The sequence below is a fragment of the Martinezella sp. CNPSo 3795 genome, assembly GCF_057784475.1.
Genome location: NZ_JBXSOQ010000014.1, coordinates 66,991 through 84,261, shown reverse-complemented (window position 1 = coordinate 84,261; position 17,271 = coordinate 66,991). Strand labels below are relative to the sequence as shown.

Annotated in this window: 13 protein-coding genes; 7 read left to right on the top strand and 6 right to left on the bottom strand. The window is 59.8% G+C overall.

The annotated features are described in order from the left end of the window. Positions 1-118 precede the first annotated feature (118 nt). The 6 genes from AC13QY_RS28135 to AC13QY_RS28110 all read left to right on the top strand — a co-directional run bounded on the left by AC13QY_RS28135 (position 119) and on the right by AC13QY_RS28110 (position 7,755). Entirely contained in the window at positions 119-1,270 is a 1,152-nt protein-coding gene (locus AC13QY_RS28135; protein ID WP_145635611.1) for a GNAT family N-acetyltransferase, read from the top strand. After that, positions 1,270-2,640: an MATE family efflux transporter gene (locus AC13QY_RS28130; RefSeq protein ID WP_113352445.1), complete on the top strand. Its 1,371-nt coding sequence runs from the start codon at positions 1,270-1,272 to the stop codon at positions 2,638-2,640. The genes AC13QY_RS28135 and AC13QY_RS28130 overlap by 1 nt, the downstream gene beginning before the upstream one ends. A gap of 15 nt (positions 2,641-2,655) precedes the next feature. Further along, on the top strand, positions 2,656-3,837 hold the full coding sequence (locus tag AC13QY_RS28125) for a PLP-dependent transferase (RefSeq protein ID WP_113333893.1): 1,182 nt from the start codon (positions 2,656-2,658) through the stop codon (positions 3,835-3,837). Positions 3,838-3,944: 107 nt separating this feature from the next. Beyond that, positions 3,945-5,189, top strand: a complete 1,245-nt coding sequence (gene lysA, locus AC13QY_RS28120) for a diaminopimelate decarboxylase (protein WP_113333892.1) — start codon at positions 3,945-3,947, stop codon at positions 5,187-5,189. Positions 5,190-5,287: 98 nt separating this feature from the next. After that, positions 5,288-6,769 (top strand): cytochrome P450, encoded by a 1,482-nt coding sequence (locus AC13QY_RS28115; protein ID WP_246661200.1) that lies wholly within the window; start codon positions 5,288-5,290, stop codon positions 6,767-6,769. Between the two features lie 86 nt (positions 6,770-6,855). Continuing rightward, on the top strand, positions 6,856-7,755 hold the full coding sequence (locus tag AC13QY_RS28110; protein WP_233788662.1) for a lysophospholipid acyltransferase family protein: 900 nt from the start codon (positions 6,856-6,858) through the stop codon (positions 7,753-7,755). A gap of 246 nt (positions 7,756-8,001) precedes the next feature. Here AC13QY_RS28110 and AC13QY_RS28105 read toward each other — a convergent pair whose 3' ends face one another. After that, positions 8,002-9,120 (bottom strand): mannitol dehydrogenase family protein, encoded by a 1,119-nt coding sequence (locus AC13QY_RS28105; protein WP_488494354.1) that lies wholly within the window; start codon positions 9,118-9,120, stop codon positions 8,002-8,004. A gap of 546 nt (positions 9,121-9,666) precedes the next feature. On the opposite strand from AC13QY_RS28105, the gene fba reads away from it, so the two are divergent. Next, positions 9,667-10,731, top strand: coding sequence for a class II fructose-bisphosphate aldolase (fba, locus tag AC13QY_RS28100; protein ID WP_488494353.1), 1,065 nt, complete (start codon positions 9,667-9,669; stop codon positions 10,729-10,731). Positions 10,732-10,740: 9 nt separating this feature from the next. On the opposite strand, the gene AC13QY_RS28095 is transcribed toward fba, so the two are convergent. From AC13QY_RS28095 to AC13QY_RS28075, 5 genes are all read right to left on the bottom strand, one after another. Then, the gene (locus AC13QY_RS28095; protein ID WP_488494352.1) at positions 10,741-12,483 is read right to left on the bottom strand and encodes a glycerol-3-phosphate dehydrogenase/oxidase; all 1,743 of its coding nucleotides are present in this window, start codon (positions 12,481-12,483) and stop codon (positions 10,741-10,743) included. A 59-nt stretch (positions 12,484-12,542) separates the two neighbouring features. Further along, positions 12,543-14,072 (bottom strand): FGGY-family carbohydrate kinase, encoded by a 1,530-nt coding sequence (locus AC13QY_RS28090; RefSeq protein ID WP_488494351.1) that lies wholly within the window; start codon positions 14,070-14,072, stop codon positions 12,543-12,545. Between the two features lie 53 nt (positions 14,073-14,125). After that, positions 14,126-14,881 carry a DeoR/GlpR family DNA-binding transcription regulator gene (locus AC13QY_RS28085; protein ID WP_350223831.1) on the bottom strand — a complete coding sequence of 252 codons (756 nt, stop codon included), beginning with the start codon at positions 14,879-14,881 and terminating at the stop codon, positions 14,126-14,128. A 269-nt stretch (positions 14,882-15,150) separates the two neighbouring features. Beyond that, positions 15,151-16,098: a D-ribose ABC transporter substrate-binding protein gene (locus AC13QY_RS28080; protein ID WP_069615621.1), complete on the bottom strand. Its 948-nt coding sequence runs from the start codon at positions 16,096-16,098 to the stop codon at positions 15,151-15,153. Positions 16,099-16,197: 99 nt separating this feature from the next. Beyond that, positions 16,198-17,250 carry an ABC transporter permease gene (locus AC13QY_RS28075; protein WP_069615620.1) on the bottom strand — a complete coding sequence of 351 codons (1,053 nt, stop codon included), beginning with the start codon at positions 17,248-17,250 and terminating at the stop codon, positions 16,198-16,200. Positions 17,251-17,271: the final 21 nt, after the last annotated feature.

The following is a 17,271-nucleotide window of genomic DNA, read 5'->3' as shown; positions in this document are numbered from 1 at the left end:
AAAATATTTTCGGAAAATATTTTGAATTTCTGCCGATGTCGTTCGTCACCGCAGAATTAGCGCTGTGCTTGGCCTGCCGATCTCAGCCGGCGTGTTTCTGAAGATATGGAGATGAAATATGGATGCTTCCCTGGCGATCAGGAGCGATAGGGCGGCGGAGAGATCCTTTGATCTGCGACTGCCGGCTTCGGGCTTTGAGAGCAGTGCGCTTGCCTGCGGCCAGCCGCTCATCATATCGGCAGGGTCTACACCAGGAAGTTTCCGCGTCGAGCATCATGAAGTGAAAGTGGCCTCAGGTCATCTATCGGGGCCGGCCACCAATGTTCTGGTCTTCGATACAATCTCGGCGGCGGTTCCGCTGCCTTCCGGCGCGGATATCGTCAACGCCGTGTCAGAAGCCATTCTGGCATGCAATCCGCATCTGATTTGCTTCGAGATCGCGCTTGCGGATGATGATCTTGCAAGGCGACTGCTGGAGACCGGCGCGATTGAACGTAGCGGCGAGCGCCTCATCGTGCGGCCCGAATCCTTTTTCCAGCAGGCGGGATCCTGGCTCGGAAGTGCGCCCAAGGCCTATCCGGAATTGCCGATCCTGACGAATGGCGCCCTTCATCCGCAGCGGCCTCCGAAGCCTACCGGCCGCGTCTACAGCCGCTTCATTCCCTGGCTGAATACTCAGCTTGGCTTCCATGTCGCCGATATCGAGGCCGATCTTGCGCATTTCCATCGCTGGATGAACGATCCGAGGGTTGCCGCCATATGGGAAGACAGCGGCGATCTTTCCTATCATCGTGATTTCATCGCAGGCCGCCTTGCCGATTCGCGCACGCTGCCGCTGATCGGAACCTTCGGCGGTGTGCCCTTCGGTTACTTCGAACTCTATTGGGCAAAGGAAGATAGGATCGGCCCGCATTACGACGCCGACGGCTACGACCGCGGCTGGCATGTGGCGATCGGTGAGGATGATTTCCGCGGAAAAGCCTTCGTCAGCGCCTGGCTGCCATCGCTGATGCACTACATGTTCCTGGCTGATCCGCGCACCCGCCGTATCGTCGGCGAGCCGATCCATCATCACGCCCAGCAAATCCGCAATCTCGATCGTTCCGGCTTCGCCAAGGTCAAGCATATTCAGTTCCCGCACAAAAAGGCGCTGCTGGTCATGCTTCTGCGCGAGCGCTTCTTCATGGACCGGCTGCTGCTGCCGGATCTCACCGGCTTACCTACAGAGGATGGGCAGCCTGTCCTTGGCTCGCTGGCGCGAGGCGCCTGATGAAAGCAGCCGTCGATATGAACGATCCGCGCGTCAAGCGGCTCGTTCTGGCGGTCGCGCTTCCGGCCGTGGCAGGATTGGCCGCCAGTGCCGGCCATCATGCGATCAACGCGATCTTCCTGGGAACGCTCGGTCCGGACGTGCTGGCGGGCATCAGCCTGGTCATGCCGCTATTTCTGCTTGTCGCGGCCGCCGGTCAGGGGCTGGGTATCGGGCTTGCGACACTGCTTGCGCGCTACCTTGGCGAAGGGGATATCAAAGCCGCAGCGTCGGTCGCCACGACAGCGCTCGCGGCGACGATCCCGCTCGGCATCCTCTTGTCAATCCTGATCTATCTCGGCCTGCCGGATTTTGTCGGCGCGCTTGACGCCAGCGACAATCTCCTTGCCCCAGGGCTCGATTATGGGCGGCTGCTTGCTTTCGGGGTGACGCTCGGGCTTTTGCAGGCTATCTGCGATTTTATCGCGATCGCCGAAGGCAATTCACGTTTCTCGATGATCGTGCTGATCGCGAGCTTCGCATTGAACGCGGTTCTCGACCCTGCCTTCATCTTTCTCTTCAAGCTCGGTGCGTCCGGCGCGGCACTGGCGACCATTGTGTCGTCCCTTGCAGCCCTTGCATGCTATGCCGTCTACTTCCTGCGCCGATGGGGAACAGTGAGCGTGACCGGCGGGGCGATTTGCTGGCAACTGCTTTGGCCGATCGCGCGGATCGGCCTTCCCGCTGCCGCAACAAGCATAGTCACGGGTCTCGGCTTTCTGGTCCTGATGCGGGAGGCCGCTGTCCATGGCGGCGATACCGGCGTCGCCGCAACGGCGATTGCCATCCGGCTGATGACTTTGGGACAGCTTCCGTTGTTCGGTTTTTGCCTCGGCGCCCAGAGCGTCGTCAGTCATGCCTTCGGCGCTGGCGATGCCGAGCGTCTGAAAGCCGTGATCCGGTTCATGCTCGCTGTGACGATGCCGGTCGCATTGCTCTATTCCATCTTGCTGTTCCTGGCTGCCGAGCCGATCACACGCCTGTTCACGGATAACCAGGACGTCGTGGATGAGGCAGTCGCCTGGTTGCGGCACCTCTTTCCGATCTTTCCGCTTGCAGCTTTTCAATCCGTCCTGCTTGTCATGCTGCAATCGCGGGGCCGGGCCGGCTTGTCCGCGCTCGTGGGGCTTGCACCGCAGGGATATCTGCTGATCCCGCTTCTGCTCCTGCTGCCGCTTTGGATGGGCTTTGCCGGCATCTCTGCTGCTGCCGCTGCCGCAGCCATTCTCGCTGCCGTCCTCGGCGGCTTTGTCGGATGGAGGGAATGGCTCGCCATTCTGCCGACCGATGCACCGGGCCGCCTTGTTGGCCAATCGACACTTCACTCCTGACCCAAGAGGAACGCCATGAACGAGACGCCGAGATTCGATGCCTACCGCCACGCTATTCCAGATGCGCTGATGCCGCCGCGCGACGATCCGTTCGACGCGGCCGTGCCGCCGATCTACCAGACATCGCTCTTCCTGTTCGATAGCTACAAGGAACTGGAGGACGTCTTCGCCGGCCGCTCGAAGAAGCCGATCTATTCGCGCGGCGACAACCCGACCGTGCGGCTTCTGGAGCGCAAGATCGCCGAAATGGAAGGCGCGGAAGAGGCACGTGCCTTTTCGAGCGGCATGGGCGCGATTGCTGCTGCAGTTCTCGCCTTCGTCGGACCCGGCGATCGTATCGTCACCGTCCGGCACGTCTATAGCGATGCCTTCCGCTTCTTCGAAAAAGTCCTGAAGCGCTTCGGCGTCGTCGTCGACTATATCGACGGCACCGATACGCAAGCCATGCTTGCCGCGCTTCCGGGTGCCAAGCTTGCCTATCTCGAAAACCCGACCTCGATGGTTTTCGAGCTGCAGGACCTGACTGCGATCGCTGAGGCAGCTCGCCGCCATGGCGTCGTAACAATGGTCGACAATTCCTGGGCAACGCCGCTCTTTCAGAAGCCGCTCTCCGCCGGTATCGATATCGTCATTCACGCCGCCTCGAAATATCTTGGTGGACAGAGCGACACGGTGGCGGGACTTGTTACCGGCTCGAAGGCGCATATCGACCGGATCAACAGCGAAATCTACCCCTATACGGGTGCAAAGCTCGCGCCGTTCGAAGCATGGCTCGTCCTGCGTAATTTAGAGACACTGCCATTTCGCATGCGCCATCATCACGAAGCCGGGCTCGAAGTGGCGTCCTGGCTCGATGCCCATGCGGATGTGACCAACGTCATGCATCCCGCACTTGGCGACCATGCCGGAAAGAGCACCTTCAGCGGCTTTGGCGGGCTGTTTTCCTTCGAGGTTTCGGACCGCATCGATGTGGCCGATTTCGTCGATGCATTGCGCCTCATTCGCATCGGAGTGAGCTGGGGCGGGCCGGAAAGCCTGGTGGTGCCGGCAAAGGCAGCACTCAGCATTTCGCCGGAGACCAACGTCTTCGCGCGCTTTGGTGTCAGTGACCGCACGATCCGCCTGAACGTCGGGCTGCACGCTGCCAAGGAGATCATTGCCGATCTCGAGCAGGCACTTGCCGCCGCCAGGCGCTAACCGGCTGCAGCACTCTTGTATCCACAAAGGGGCGGAGTGACACGGTCGCTCCGCCCATATTATTATTCATTGTTGATCCATTCCCGCCCTGACCCGATCGAGACAAGATGACCATCCCTTCCAATGAAACGTTGAGCGCGCTTGCCGCCGAATATGGAACGCCGCTCTGGATCTATGATGTCGCTGCGATCCGCCGCCGCATCGCGCAACTCTCCGCCTTCGACGTCATTCGCTATGCGCAGAAGGCCTCATCGAACATTCATATTCTGAAAGAGATGCGCAAAGCGGGCGTGCGGGTCGATGCCGTCTCGCTCGGCGAGATCGAGCGGGCGATGCGGGCAGGTTTTTCCGCTGGGAATCCGTCGGGAGCTGCGGAGATCGTGTTCACTGCCGACGTCTTCGACCGGCCGACATTGGAACGTGTCATTGCCGACAAGATCGAGGTGAATATCGGTTCCATCGATATGCTGCATCAATTGGGTGAGCGCTCGCCGGGTCATCGGGTCTGGCTGCGCATCAATCCCGGTTTCGGGCATGGCCATAGCAAAAAGACCAATACCGGCGGCGAGACCAGCAAGCATGGCATCTGGTTCGAGCAGTTACAGGAGGCCGTGGCGCTGACGCGTCAATATTCTTTGAAGCTCGTAGGACTGCACATGCATATCGGCTCCGGCGTCGATTATGGGCATCTGCAGCGCGTCTGCGGAGCGATGATCGGATTCTGCCGCGCGCTGGATGCCGATATCGAGGCCATCTCGGCTGGCGGCGGCCTGTCTGTGCCCTATAGGGAGGGTGAAGAAGAGATCGATCCTGCCCATTACTTTTCGCTCTGGGACAAGGCCCGGCGCGAGATCGAGGCGCACTTTGGCCATACAATCCGGCTGGAGATCGAACCGGGGCGCTTCCTGACTGCCGATTCCGGCGTATTGCTTGCTGAAGTCAGAGCCGTCAAGATGATGGGCCGCAACCGCTTCGTGCTCGTCGATGCCGGCTTCAGCGATCTTGCCAGACCGGCTATGTACGGCAGTTATCACCATATCTCAGTCATTCCAGGCACAGCGCCTCGCGATACCGCCGGAACTACCTTCCCGTCAGTCGTGGCAGGCCCCCTTTGCGAATCGGGTGATGTTTTCACGCAGACGGACAATGGCACCGTAGAAACGCGCGATTTGCCCGAGACCCATGTCGGCGATTATCTCGTGTTTCATGGCGCCGGCGCTTACGGGGCAACCATGTCGTCGAATTATAACAGCCGTCTTTATGCACCGGAGGTCCTGATCGACGGCGAAACCCATCGCTTGATCCGCAGGCGCCAGACTTTGGATGAGCTGCTTATGCTGGAGGCGCTTTAGGCACGGTCGATCGCAAGGCGAAAGAAGAGCCTCTACTTTGGCCAAGCGAGGGCTTTTCTGCGGTTGCGAAATGAATATAGTGACCACGACCGTGCGTCGTGGCGCTCGGCCGTTCTCACATCGTTACCGGCCGCAAGGCGCGAAAGTTCTGCACCGCTATGCTGGCCTGGCTCGATCAGAAAACCGAAATCGTCGAACACGCCGATCAATCCGCGCAATATTTCGAGCCGGCCCACGCCGCCTATTATGGCGGCAAGCCCGGCCAGCCGCTGAAGCTTATGCTGCAGGCGCGCAGCGACTTTCTGTCGATCTGGCGTCGCGCGGATTATCGCGAGCATGTGGCGGAGTTCAAGCTTCTGGGCCGGCAGCTCGTCATCGTCAATTCGCCCGAGGCTATCCGCTATGTGGTTGCCAAGCGCCATGAGAACTTCGAGCGCAAGACGCCGCAGATGCGACGCGCGCTGGAATATCTGCTGGGTGACGGCTTGTTCATTTCCGACAAAGAGACCTGGAAGCAGCGCCGGCCGCTGGTCTCCGATATCGTGCATAAAAACCGCGTCCCGGCCTTCGGTTCGATCATGCAAAGTACCGCAAGCGAGCTTGCCGACCGCTGGCAAAGCTTGGGCGAGGGCGCGGAGGTCAATGCCTTGTTCGAGATGGCCGGGCTGACGGCGGAGATCATCTCGCGCAGCGTCTTCGGCAATGATCTCGGCGAGGAGAGCGCCAATGCGGTCACCGAAGGCTTTGCGAACTACCAGTCGCTGGTCGATTCCGTCAATTTCGGCTATTTTCTCGGCTTCGATGAGGGGCTGCCGATCATCAGGACGCCGAGCTTGAGCCGGTCGGTGAAACGCATTCACCGGATCATCGATCAGGTGATTGAAGATCATCTGGCTGGCAAGGGCGACAATAGTTCCATGGTCGAACTGCTGATCCGCCGGCAGCAGCGCAATCCCGAGCTGAAACTCGATGTCGTGGCGCTTCGCAACGAGGCCGCCACCATCTTCATGGCAGGCCACGAAACCACGGCGGCAACCCTGACCTGGGCCTGGTATCTGCTCGCAGGGGCACCCTGGGTGGAGGAGGCGGTTCATGCGGAAATCGAGGCTGTCTGCGGTGATCGGGTCCCCTCGATCGACGATGTCGCGAAGCTCGACTGGTGCCGCGCGGTGATCGAGGAGACGCTGCGCCTCTATCCCCCGGTACCGATCCTGGCACGGCAGGCGGCCGAGCCCGACCAGATCGGCGACGTGAAGATACGCAAGGCGGCACTGGTGCTGATCGTGCCATGGATCCTGCATCGCACGGATTCTCTCTTTCCCGAGCCGCATCGCTTTTATCCGGAGCGTTTCCTCGGCGAGGCGCGGCCAGCGCCTTACAGCTATATTCCCTTCGCGGCCGGCCCGCGTGTATGTCCGGGCCTGCAATTCGGCCTCACCGAGGCGATCCTCTGCCTGGCGATCTTGGCTCAACGTTTTCGCGTTCGGGTCAGAGATGGACATAAGGTTCAGCCACAATGCCGCCTGACATTGCGTCCGCGTGACGGCATGCCCGTGACACTGCATAGGCGCCGGGGATGACGACCAAGACCGATAAAGAAGTCACCGCCGGTAAGCGCAAGGCGTGGACCTATGAGCCGCCGAAAGCTCCGCCCCTTGCCGATTTCGTGGCTGGCGGCGACCGGCGCAAGGCATTTCTGCGCTATTGGCTTTATGAGAATATCGACAACGCTATCGATCTCTTCCTCTATTTTGCCTTCATGCTATTGCCGGCGAGCGTCTGCTCCGACCTTGGCGGTTGGCTCGGACGAGTTCTGGCTCCGCGCTTTCATAAAAGCGCTTATGCGCGCGCCGCAGCTAATCTCAAGATGATCAGGCCCGAGCTTGGCGATGCAGAGCTCGATAAGCTCTTCAGGGCTTATGCCGATTCTCAAGGGCGGCAGATGGCGGAATATTCAGTCGTGCCGAGACTGGCACGACGGCACGTTCGCATGATTGGCACCGAAGGACTGGTCGAGCGTTGCAGTAAAGGGCCGGTGATCTTCATCGCGCCCCATATCAGCAATTGGGAGGTACTCTGGCATTGCCTTCTCGACATGGGACTCGACGTCACCATGAATTACGACCCGCCCAAACGCCGCTCACGCCACTATATCGTCAACCGCTTGCGCAAGAGGGCGGGACTTGGAATCTTGAAACCCGGCCGCAGCTTCGTGCGCCCGGCCCTGAGAATCCTGGAGAACGGCGGCAATCTGCTGATGTTCTGTGACGAGGGCTTCAACGGGCATATCCGAGCGCCGTTCTTCGGAAGGCCCGTGCATCTTGAGGGCAATTATGCGCTCATCGCGCGAATGGCTCGAAGGACGAATGCCTTAATCTATCCGATTTATATCGTCCGGGAGACGGGGGTGCGATTTGCGCTGACGGCCCTGAAGCCTTTCGTGCTCCCTGAAGGATCAGACGTTAGGAAATATCTTGTTCATGATGTCGCACATTTGAATACGGTAGTAGAACCCATAGTGCGCTCGCACATGGAGCAATGGTATTTTGTCGATAATCGGCTGTAACTGAGAGTAGTGAATCAATCTCCATATTTCGCAGGTAGCCTACGCGCCGGTGGATCGGGAACGCGCCTCCACCCGCTGACACTTTAGTGAACTCCGAAACTTTTGGCTGAGCAATTGAATTGGAAAGCGGCCCAGATCAGGCCTGCGCTGCCTTAAGGGCCGATGGAAGGCTTAACTTGTCCAACCCTATTACCACTTCACCCCCAGATCTTCGTTTAGGCTCAAGCAGACCTCTCATCGGCGCACTCAAGAATAGCGCGCCGCGATCTGTCGCAGCTCGGGCATTCCCGATTTACTGCCGGCCTTATCCGCCCAATCCAGAAAAGCATGGATGCGGCGGGCGACCTTTTCGGGGTGGTGCTGGCTGATGTCGGCGATGCGATGGTCTAGAAAAGGATTGAGGAAGCGGTCGAGTGTCGTAGCGACATAGGCCTTCGCCTCGTCGCCCATGCCGTTTGCGGCAAATCCGGGCAGCACTTCGCTTTCGTAGAGAGTATCGAGTCTCGCCCTTACGCCCTTGTCGGCCAGTATGGCGCGCACGGTTTCGTCCGCCGGACGACTTTCGCGCTGCCAGATTTCGGCAAGGAAGGTGTGGCCGAGATTGAGGATATGCAGTTTCAGGCGCTCATAAGGGGCGAGATCGTCGGTCAGCACGATGCTTGGGTGCTGACATGGCGCGCGGACACCGGGCGCGCGTTTGATCGCCCACAGGGCATAGGGTTCGGCAACAGCGCCGATCGGCTCGATCGGCTCGGAAACGATGCGATCGACCAGGGTGTCGGCGAAGGCAGCGTGGCCGTCGAGCCAGGTATAGAATTCAGCCGGCACATCGTTGAGCCGGGCGCAATCGATGACCGTCTGTTTCAGAACGCGGCCGTTGCCCGTCATCAGTTCGCAAGGAAGGATGACCAAGGGGCGACCGGAGGCCTGCCAGCGTCTGACGAGGAGCGCGGCAAGCTTGGCGGGGAAAGATCGCGGAACCTGGCCGTTTGTGCCGAAGCGGTCTTCCTCCGGCCATGTCTGGTAGCCGGTTTCGCCGGTGTTGGAGATGACGAATTCCGCATCCTCGGCAAAGAGCCTTGACAGCTCTCCCCAGTGTTCGACTGCAGAGAGACCGCGATCGACGCTCATGACCTGGACGGTGCGATCGACGGGAAGCCCATCCGACATGCCGCGTATGATGACGGGATAGCCAGCCGGATTGCCGAAGGCAGCGACGCGCCCGCTGCGGCTGCTGGCGCCTGAAATCTGAACGACAGCAATGGGACCAGCATCCTGGCCGGATTGTCGTGCCTCGTGCACGAAGAATGCCGCATGCGCCTGCAAGAACCGGCTGGTGCCGAACTGGATGATGCGTGAGCTCACGCCACTTTCCTCCCATATTCGATGTTGATGAATAGGATCGTCCGGCTGAGGCAACATGCAACCTTCATGCAGTCCGTCCAGTTTCTGTTTTTTATCTATAGAAAACAGCGAAACCGTGAGCAGTCAATGTTTTTATGGAAGTGAATGCAGGTTGGGCTGCCGCAGCAGCTCGAGGAGCACGGACTCGATCGCGTATTCTTCGATTGTTTATTCAGTGACCCGTCATGCCTCCGCCGTTGCCGGCAAAATGACGATCAATAATGAAGACGCGGGGCAATCGGATCTCTCCCGCCGCTAAAGTAACCTTTATTCCCCGCGTTCGAGACTGATCTCCTTGTGAAAACCGAAGAAAATATCATAAAAATTGTGATTTTGTCATATTTTGCTGTTATGTTTGCGCATTAAGGATGCCTTGCTGTCTGCATGCCCTGTTTGCCGGATTTTAGCGTAGTCACATATCGACGGCGCACATCTCCATAAAGAGGTCGGGCAAATAGCAACATCCACGCGATCTTAGCCGCCCATCATGGCCCAGGGGAGAGTTGAATGGCACGTATCACCTTAAGGCAATTGCTCGATCACGCCGCTGAAAACGGCTACGGCGTTCCAGCTTTCAATATCAACAATATGGAACAGGCGCTCGCCATCATGGAAGCGGCCGATGCGGTCAACGCGCCCGTGATCATGCAGGCGTCGAGGGGTGCCAGGGCTTATGCCAACGACATCATGCTGAAACATATGATGGACGCAGTCGTGGAAATCTACCCGCATATTCCCGTCTGCGTGCATCTGGATCATGGCAACGATCCCTCGAGCTGCATGACGGCGATCCAGGCCGGCTTCACCTCGGTCATGATGGATGGATCTCTGAAGGCGGATGCCAAGACGCCGGCAGATTGGGACTACAATGTCGACGTGACCAAGACGGTGACCGACATGGCGCATCTCGGCGGCATTTCCGTCGAGGGTGAGCTTGGCGTGCTCGGCTCGCTGGAAACCGGCATGGGCGAAGCTGAGGATGGTCATGGGGCGGAAGGCAAGCTGTCTCATGATCAGTTGCTCACCAATCCGGACGAGGCGGTGAGTTTCGTGCGCGAGACCAAGGTCGACGCGCTGGCAATTGCCATGGGCACCTCGCATGGCGCCTATAAGTTCACGCGCAGGCCGGATGGTTCGGTGCTGGCGATGAGCGTGATCGAGGAGATCCATCGCAAGCTGCCCAACACCCACCTTGTCATGCACGGCTCCTCCTCGGTGCCCGAGGAGTTGCAGGAGATCATCAACAAATATGGCGGCCGGATGAAGCCGACCTGGGGCGTGCCGGTCGAAGAGATCCAGCGCGGCATCAAGAACGGCGTGCGCAAGATCAACATCGATACCGATGGCCGCATGGCGATGACGGGCCAGATCCGCCGCGTACTGCAGGAGGATCCGAGCGAATTCGATCCTCGTAAATATATGAAGCCCGCTATGGCTGCGCTCACCAAGCTCTGCAAGGAGCGCTTCGAACAGTTCGGCACGGCCGGCCACGCTTCGCGTCTCCAGCCGCTTTCAGTTGCCGAAATGGCCAGGCGTTACACATCCGGTTCGCTCGACCCGGTTTTCTCCTGAGCCAGATGATCAGCGTGCAGCCGGGCCTGCCGCCTGGCGCACGCTTTCTTCGCTCAGCGTCTGGCCGTGAAATTTCGATAGCGATACAACGACATCGTCGATCTCCTTGGCGAGTCGCTGCGCATCCCACTGCAGGGCTGCTGCGGCGATTGCACCGATTTCGCGTAATCCCTGGATCGTCAGTAGGCCCTCGATCGCCATGGTCGTACGCCGGAAGACGATGTCGGAGAGATGTACGACCATCTCCTGCCGCGCGATCCAATCGATCTCGAGCGCGCTGTGGCGGGGTGCGCCGCTGATGCGTTGGCCGTCTTTATAGTCCGAAGGGCGAGTGAGAATAGCTGCGGCAGTCGTACCGTATCGGCTGAGCAGCTCGTCCGCTCTGCTGGCTTCGACGCCGGCCTTTGCCGCCACTGACTTGCTCCAGCTCGCCCGCTCATCGAAATTGACCGGGAAATCCCGGCCGCCGCCGATCGCAAGCCGCTCCGTGGACGTCTTGCGGCCGCGTTGAAGGCGCGCCAGCACGGTATCGGCAACCTCTTCGGCAAAGCCGCGGAACGTGGTCCATTTGCCGCCGACCAGAGAAATGATCGGAAAGGGTCGCCCCGCCTGCGGCTCGAAGACGGGTGCGGAGTGATCGCGGCTGATCAGGCCCGGTGACGAGGCGTCCGAGGCGGGCAGGGGGCGGATGCCGCTATAGCTGTAGGTCACCTGATCGCGGTCGAAGCGCAAGCTCGGAAGGAGCGACCTGACGCTGTCGAGAAAATAGTCGATCTCCCGCTCCTCGCAGCGAACATTGTCTGGATCGTCGCAGGGGATATCGGTCGACCCCACAAGCGCCTGGCCGAGATAGCCGTAGACCAGACAAATGCGGCCGTCATCGGCTTCGAAATAGATCATGTGGCCGTTGAGGCTGCGCACCAGTTCGGGATGATCGAGCAAGATATGCGATCCCTTGGTGCCGCCGATGAGATGGGCGGGTGCTCCAAGAGCCGCGTTGACATGATCGATCCATGGACCGGCGGCATTGATCACGAGCTTCGGCCTGGCCGAAAAGGCATAGCCGTCCGCGCGCTGGAAGGTCAGCAGGCCGTCGGCTGACGAAACAAGCCTTGTCGCATTTGCGGCAAGCGAGCCCTTGTTCGCCTCTAGCCCGTCATTGACGAGCTCGTAGACCAGTCGCTCCGGCCGGCTGATCTTGGCATCGTAATAGATACCGCCGGCGACGATCTCAGGCGTGACATGCGGCATTTCCTTCAGCGCCCGGCGCTTCAAAAGGAACCGGTGGCGCGGCATGACACGGTTTCGCGAACCGAAGAAGTCATAGAGCGCAAGCCCGATCTTGATAAGCAAGGCGCCACGGCTGCGCGGGGCGGTGGTCGAGCCCGTCAGCGTGCGTAGGGCTGCCCAGATGCCGCGTGTCCATGAGAAGATCGGCACGAAGGTCGGCAGCGCTTCGACGCAATGCGGCGCGTTTCTGAGCAGAAGGTTTCGCTCAAGCGCCGATTGTGCGACCAGGCCGAATTCGCCTGTTTCCAGATATTTCAGGCCACCATGGATCAGCCTGGACGGCGCAGCACTCGTTCCCGAGCCGAAATCTGATTTATCGACGATCAGGCAGTTGATGCCCTGCAGCGACAGATCGCGAAACAGCCCCGCGCCGTTGACGCCTGCGCCGAGGATGACAACATCGACATCTCCGTCTTGAAGCTGCGAGAAGCGTTGTTTCAGATCGGCGGTCCTATCGGTCATAACATCATTGTCCTGGTGAACTGCCGCGACAGAGCCTTCTCGCGCGGCGCAATTTTGGTTTAGCCTTGGGAGTGCTGGGTCGCGAGATTGCCGATCCGCGGCCAGAGCGGCGTCATTGCTTCAGCGATGTCGCGGAAGAGGTCGTAGCGGACGCGATAATCGGCGCTGCGGGTGGAATCCGGATGATAGGTTCTGGCGATCTTGCCGACATCGCGCGGATCGCTTTGCGGACTGGCATAGACACCGATCCCGACACCGGCGCAAAGCGCGGCCCCCCAGGCCGCGGCTTCGTCGGTTTCGGTGACGGTGACCGGCATGCCGAGCACGTCGGCAAACATCTGCACGACGATCGGACTGCGCGAGACGCCGCCTGCCAGCCTTGCCTGATCGAAGGAAAAACCATCGCTTAGGGCATCGACGTGAATCTTATGGTTGAAGGCGATGCCTTCGAGGACGGCGCGCAGCATATCGCCGCGATCATGCCAGCCGCCAAGCCCGAAAAAGCTGGCGCTTGCCTCAGCGCCATAGGGGGAGCCGAAGAGATAGGGGTGGAAGAGCGCGCTCGATGGCCGGTTGAACGCCGCCTCGATCTCGGGGCCGAGCACGGCATGGATCGACTGGCCCGCTGCTTCCGCGCTTGCAATTTCTCTGGCGCAGAGCTTGTCGAGGAACCATTCGTAATTCGCCGACGACGCCGGCGAGATTGACATGTTGTTCCATTGGCCCGGTGCAATGGCATTGCGGCAGAACCAGCGGCCGTCGACGTGCGGTTCCGAGGAGAGCGTCTCGTTGATCGAATAGGTGCCGGCAATGACGGCGACGACACCGGACGCATAGCCGCCGGCTCCGAGGGCCGAGGCGGTCACGTCGTGCAGGCCGGCAACGACGGGCGTATCTTCGGCAAGGCCGGTTCGCTTCGCGACGGCTTCTGTCACGTATCCTACGATTTCGTCGGATCGCGAGACAGGTGGCAAGGCACCCGTCACCTCGGCAATGCCGAAAAGCTCCAGGGCATCTGCAGAATAATCCTGCGTCGAAACATCGGTGAAGGAGGTGCTTGCTTCGGTACGGTCGGTACCGGCAACGCCAGTCAGGCAGAAGCGCAGCCAGTCCTTGCAGCTCAAAATGTGGCCGATTTCAGCAAAGCGCTCGGACTCATTGACCTTGATCCAGGCAAGGAGCGCCGATGGGGCCGAGACATGCGGGAATTGACCGGTCAGCTTCAAAGACGCTTGGGCAACAGGAGTCTTCAACCATTGTTCGACGATCGATCCGGCGCGGCTGTCGAGCGAAAGAATGGCGCGTCCGAGCGGCTTCTTTGCCTTGTCGAGCAGATAGATGCCGTCGCCGTGCGCGGTTGCGGCAATCGCCTGGATGTCGCTTGCCGGGCGGTTGCTGAGCTTGATCGCCTCGGTAATGGCGTCGGCCGTCTGGTTCCAGAGTTCGTCCATGTCCCGCTCGACATGGCGTGCCTTCGGCATGAACTGGGTCACCCGACGGCGCGCAACGGCAAGCGGCGTTCCGTCAATGTCGAAGATGACGGCTTTGGTGACGGTCAAACCGCTGTCAATTCCGAGCAGACTCGGCATTCCCGTGACTCCTGATCATGAACGAAAAGAGGTGGCCGTTGCGGGCTTCAGCCTCACGATCGTTCCTTGTCGCCTTTGGCGACGACCACGTTGATGTTCTTGTTGCGCATACGCTCCAGATGGGCGGCGGGTGTCTTCTCGTCGACGATGACGACATCGAATTCACTGAGATGCGCGAAACTATGCAGCGCCCGCCGTTCGAACTTCGTATGATCCATCAGCAAGATGCGCTTGGCGGCACTATCGAACATCGCGCGCTTGATATCGACGATCTCGGGCGACTGATGGAAAACGACGTCGTCGATGATGGCCGACATCGAGATGAAGGTGACATCTGCCCGTAAACGATTGATTTCGTTGATCGTCATCCGCCCCATGAAAGCGTTGCACCAGTTATAATATTGCCCGCCGAGCGCCAGAAGCGTCACGTCATGCATATCCTTCAGCGCATTCATCAGCGTCAGCGAATTGGTGATCGCCGTCAGAGGAACCTTGGCCGGCAGCTGCGAAGCCATCTGCAGGACGGTGGTGGAATCGTCGAGGAAAATTGCCTGGCCAGGCTCGATGAACTGCATGGCAGCCGCGGCGATCATCTTCTTTTCGCTTGCCTGCCGGTTGGCGCGATAGACGTCGCTCGATTCGATCAGGCTGGTCGCTGCGGCCGATACGATGCCGCGCGTCTTGCGGAACAGGCCTCGGCTGACCAGTTCGTCGACATCGCGATGGGCCGTCATCAGGCTGATGCCGAAGCGCTCGGTCAGATCCTCGATGCGCATCGAGCCTTCCGCCATGACGGCTTCGGCGATCATCTGGCGCCTGGCAATCTGGCGCGAATGCCGGCTGTCGCTCGGCAGCTCGTCTTGCAGGAATGATACGGGGCTTGTCTTGTCTGTCACTTTGGCCTCTGACGCTGAACCTTGCGGAGATTAACTTGCTGCAGCGAACGTCACGTTATAGAAAAAGATATAAAGAACAGTTCGCTATCAGAGTTTCTGCAAGTTCTGTCTAATGTTGAGCCAGGGTGCCGCCCGCCGCGGTCTAGGGATAGGGGCGCCGAGTTCCGGCGCCCCCGATATCATTACTCGGACAGAACGAAAGGTGCCGTGTACTTGTCGACATTATCCTTTGTGATCAGGATGCAATCGAAAAGCTGCTTTTCGCTCTTGGCACCGGTCTTGCCGGTCTTGATGAAGCTGTCGGCCTGCTTGACGGCTTCTTCGGAGAAGACGGCAACCGGCTGCAGGACGGTGTACTGAAGCTCACCGGCCTTGATGGCGGCAACAGCGTCCGGCGAACCGTCGAAGCCGCCGACCTTGACGTTGGCGAGCTTGCCGGCTTCCTTGAGAGCGGCAATCGCGCCAAGCGCCATTTCGTCATTGCCGGAGATCACGCCAGTGATGTCCGGATGCGCCTGCAGGATCGACTGCATCTTGTTGTGGCCCTGGGTGCGGTCCCAGTTGGCAACTTCCTTGGCAACCTTCTTCAGGTCGGGATATTGCGTCAGCACGGTTTCGTAGCCGTTCGAGCGGGTAGCGGCATTGTTATCGGAAGGCGAGCCGAAGAGTTCGGCATAATTGCCCTTGTCGCCAACGGCTTCGACCCACTGCTGAGCGCCGATCGCCGCACCCTGGGCGTTGTTGGAAACGAGCTGAGCCTTGGCAAGGCCTTCCTGGTTGATTTCAGCATTGACGAGGAAAACCGGGATGCCGGCTGCAACGGCCTTCTTGACTGCACCAACAGAGCCGTCAGCATTGGCCGGATCGAGGATGATGGCGACCGACTTGTTGGTGATCGCCGTATCGATCAGGTTGCTTTCGGTGTTGGTATCGCCCTTGTGCGCACCGACCGTGGCGGTATAGCCGAGCTTCTCGGCGGTTGCCTTGGCGATATTGCCTTCCGTCAGCCAATAGGGGTTGGACGGATCGTTGACAATGACGGTGATCTGACCGGCGGCCCAGGCGGCCCCCGTTAGAAGCGGTGCCACAGCAACTGCTGCCATGACGATGCGCAAACCTTTTTTGAACATTAGTCTCTCTCCCTTTGATGAGCTCTGGTAATGCCGGCGAACCGGCGGTCCTTTCTCCGATCGGCATCTCACCGACCGGGGACAAGTCTTGATGCAGTGTCAGCCGGATTTGGTCCGGCGCCCGTACTGGATGCTGTTCATGAGCACGGCGAGCACGATGACCGCGCCGGTAAAAACCGTCTGCCAATAGGCCGAGACACCGATGATGACGAGGCCGTCCGCCAGGAAGCCGATGACGAAGGCGCCCAGCATGGTGCCGCGCACCGTACCGCGGCCGCCCGTCAATGCGGCGCCGCCAATGACGACGGCGGCAATTGCGGTCAGCTCATAGCTGGTTCCGGCATTCGGACCGGCCGAGGTCAGCTGCGAGGACAGGACAAGGCCGGCAATGGCGGCGCAAATGCCTGAAAGCACGTAGACAGCGATCTTGACCTGCTTGACCGGAACGCCGGAAAGATCGGCGGCGCGCTCGTTGCCGCCGGACGCATAGAGCCAGCGGCCGAAGGCGGTGCGGCTGAGAACGATACCGCAGATGATCGCAAGCACGGCAAGGACGATGACGCCGATCGGGACGCCGGCGAGACGGTTGAAGCCCAGCCAGTTGAAGCCGGTATTGCCGAGTTCGGGGCGGCCACCGAGATTGTTGTAGGTAAGCCCGTTCGTCATCAGCAAGGCGATACCCCGGGCAACATAGAGGACGCCCAACGAAGCGACGAAGGCGGGAACGCGCAGATAGGCGATGAGCACGCCGTTGACCGCACCGACGATGCCACCGAGGATGCAGGTCAGCACGACGACAGCCCAGACCGGCGGATAGAGGATGACGCCGAAGCTCGACAGCGTGACGCCCTGCATCAGGAAGCCGGCGATACAGCCGGCAAGGCCAAGCGTCGAGCCGACCGACAGGTCAATGCCGCCATTCAAGATGACGAGCAACATGCCGATGGCGAGGATGCCGAAGATCGCGACATGCGAGGCCATGGTCAGGAAGTTGCTGAGCGAGAAATAGTAGGGCGACAGGAAGGAGAAGACCGCGATGATGACGATCAGCGCAAAGAAGGCGCGTCCTTCCAGGATCAGCCGCACGAGACTGAAATTCCGCCGCTGTCCGTTGGATACTGGTTTCTTATCTGTAATGTTCGTGACTGACATAATCAGTGCTCCATGAATGCG

Excerpts from the sequence above, each read along its gene's own strand:
- AC13QY_RS28135 (WP_145635611.1), top strand. The coding sequence starts at position 119 with ATGGATGCTTCCCTGGCGATCAGGAGCGATAGGGCGGCGGAGAGATCC.
- AC13QY_RS28130 (WP_113352445.1), top strand. The coding sequence starts at position 1,270 with ATGAAAGCAGCCGTCGATATGAACGATCCGCGCGTCAAGCGGCTCGTT.
- AC13QY_RS28125 (WP_113333893.1), top strand. The coding sequence starts at position 2,656 with ATGAACGAGACGCCGAGATTCGATGCCTACCGCCACGCTATTCCAGAT.
- lysA (WP_113333892.1), top strand. The coding sequence starts at position 3,945 with ATGACCATCCCTTCCAATGAAACGTTGAGCGCGCTTGCCGCCGAATAT.
- fba (WP_488494353.1), top strand. The coding sequence starts at position 9,667 with ATGGCACGTATCACCTTAAGGCAATTGCTCGATCACGCCGCTGAAAAC.
- AC13QY_RS28095 (WP_488494352.1), bottom strand. The coding sequence starts at position 12,483 with ATGACCGATAGGACCGCCGATCTGAAACAACGCTTCTCGCAGCTTCAA.
- AC13QY_RS28090 (WP_488494351.1), bottom strand. The coding sequence starts at position 14,072 with ATGCCGAGTCTGCTCGGAATTGACAGCGGTTTGACCGTCACCAAAGCC.
- AC13QY_RS28085 (WP_350223831.1), bottom strand. The coding sequence starts at position 14,881 with ATGATCGCCGAAGCCGTCATGGCGGAAGGCTCGATGCGCATCGAGGAT.
- AC13QY_RS28080 (WP_069615621.1), bottom strand. The coding sequence starts at position 16,098 with ATGTTCAAAAAAGGTTTGCGCATCGTCATGGCAGCAGTTGCTGTGGCA.
- AC13QY_RS28075 (WP_069615620.1), bottom strand. The coding sequence starts at position 17,250 with ATGTCAGTCACGAACATTACAGATAAGAAACCAGTATCCAACGGACAG.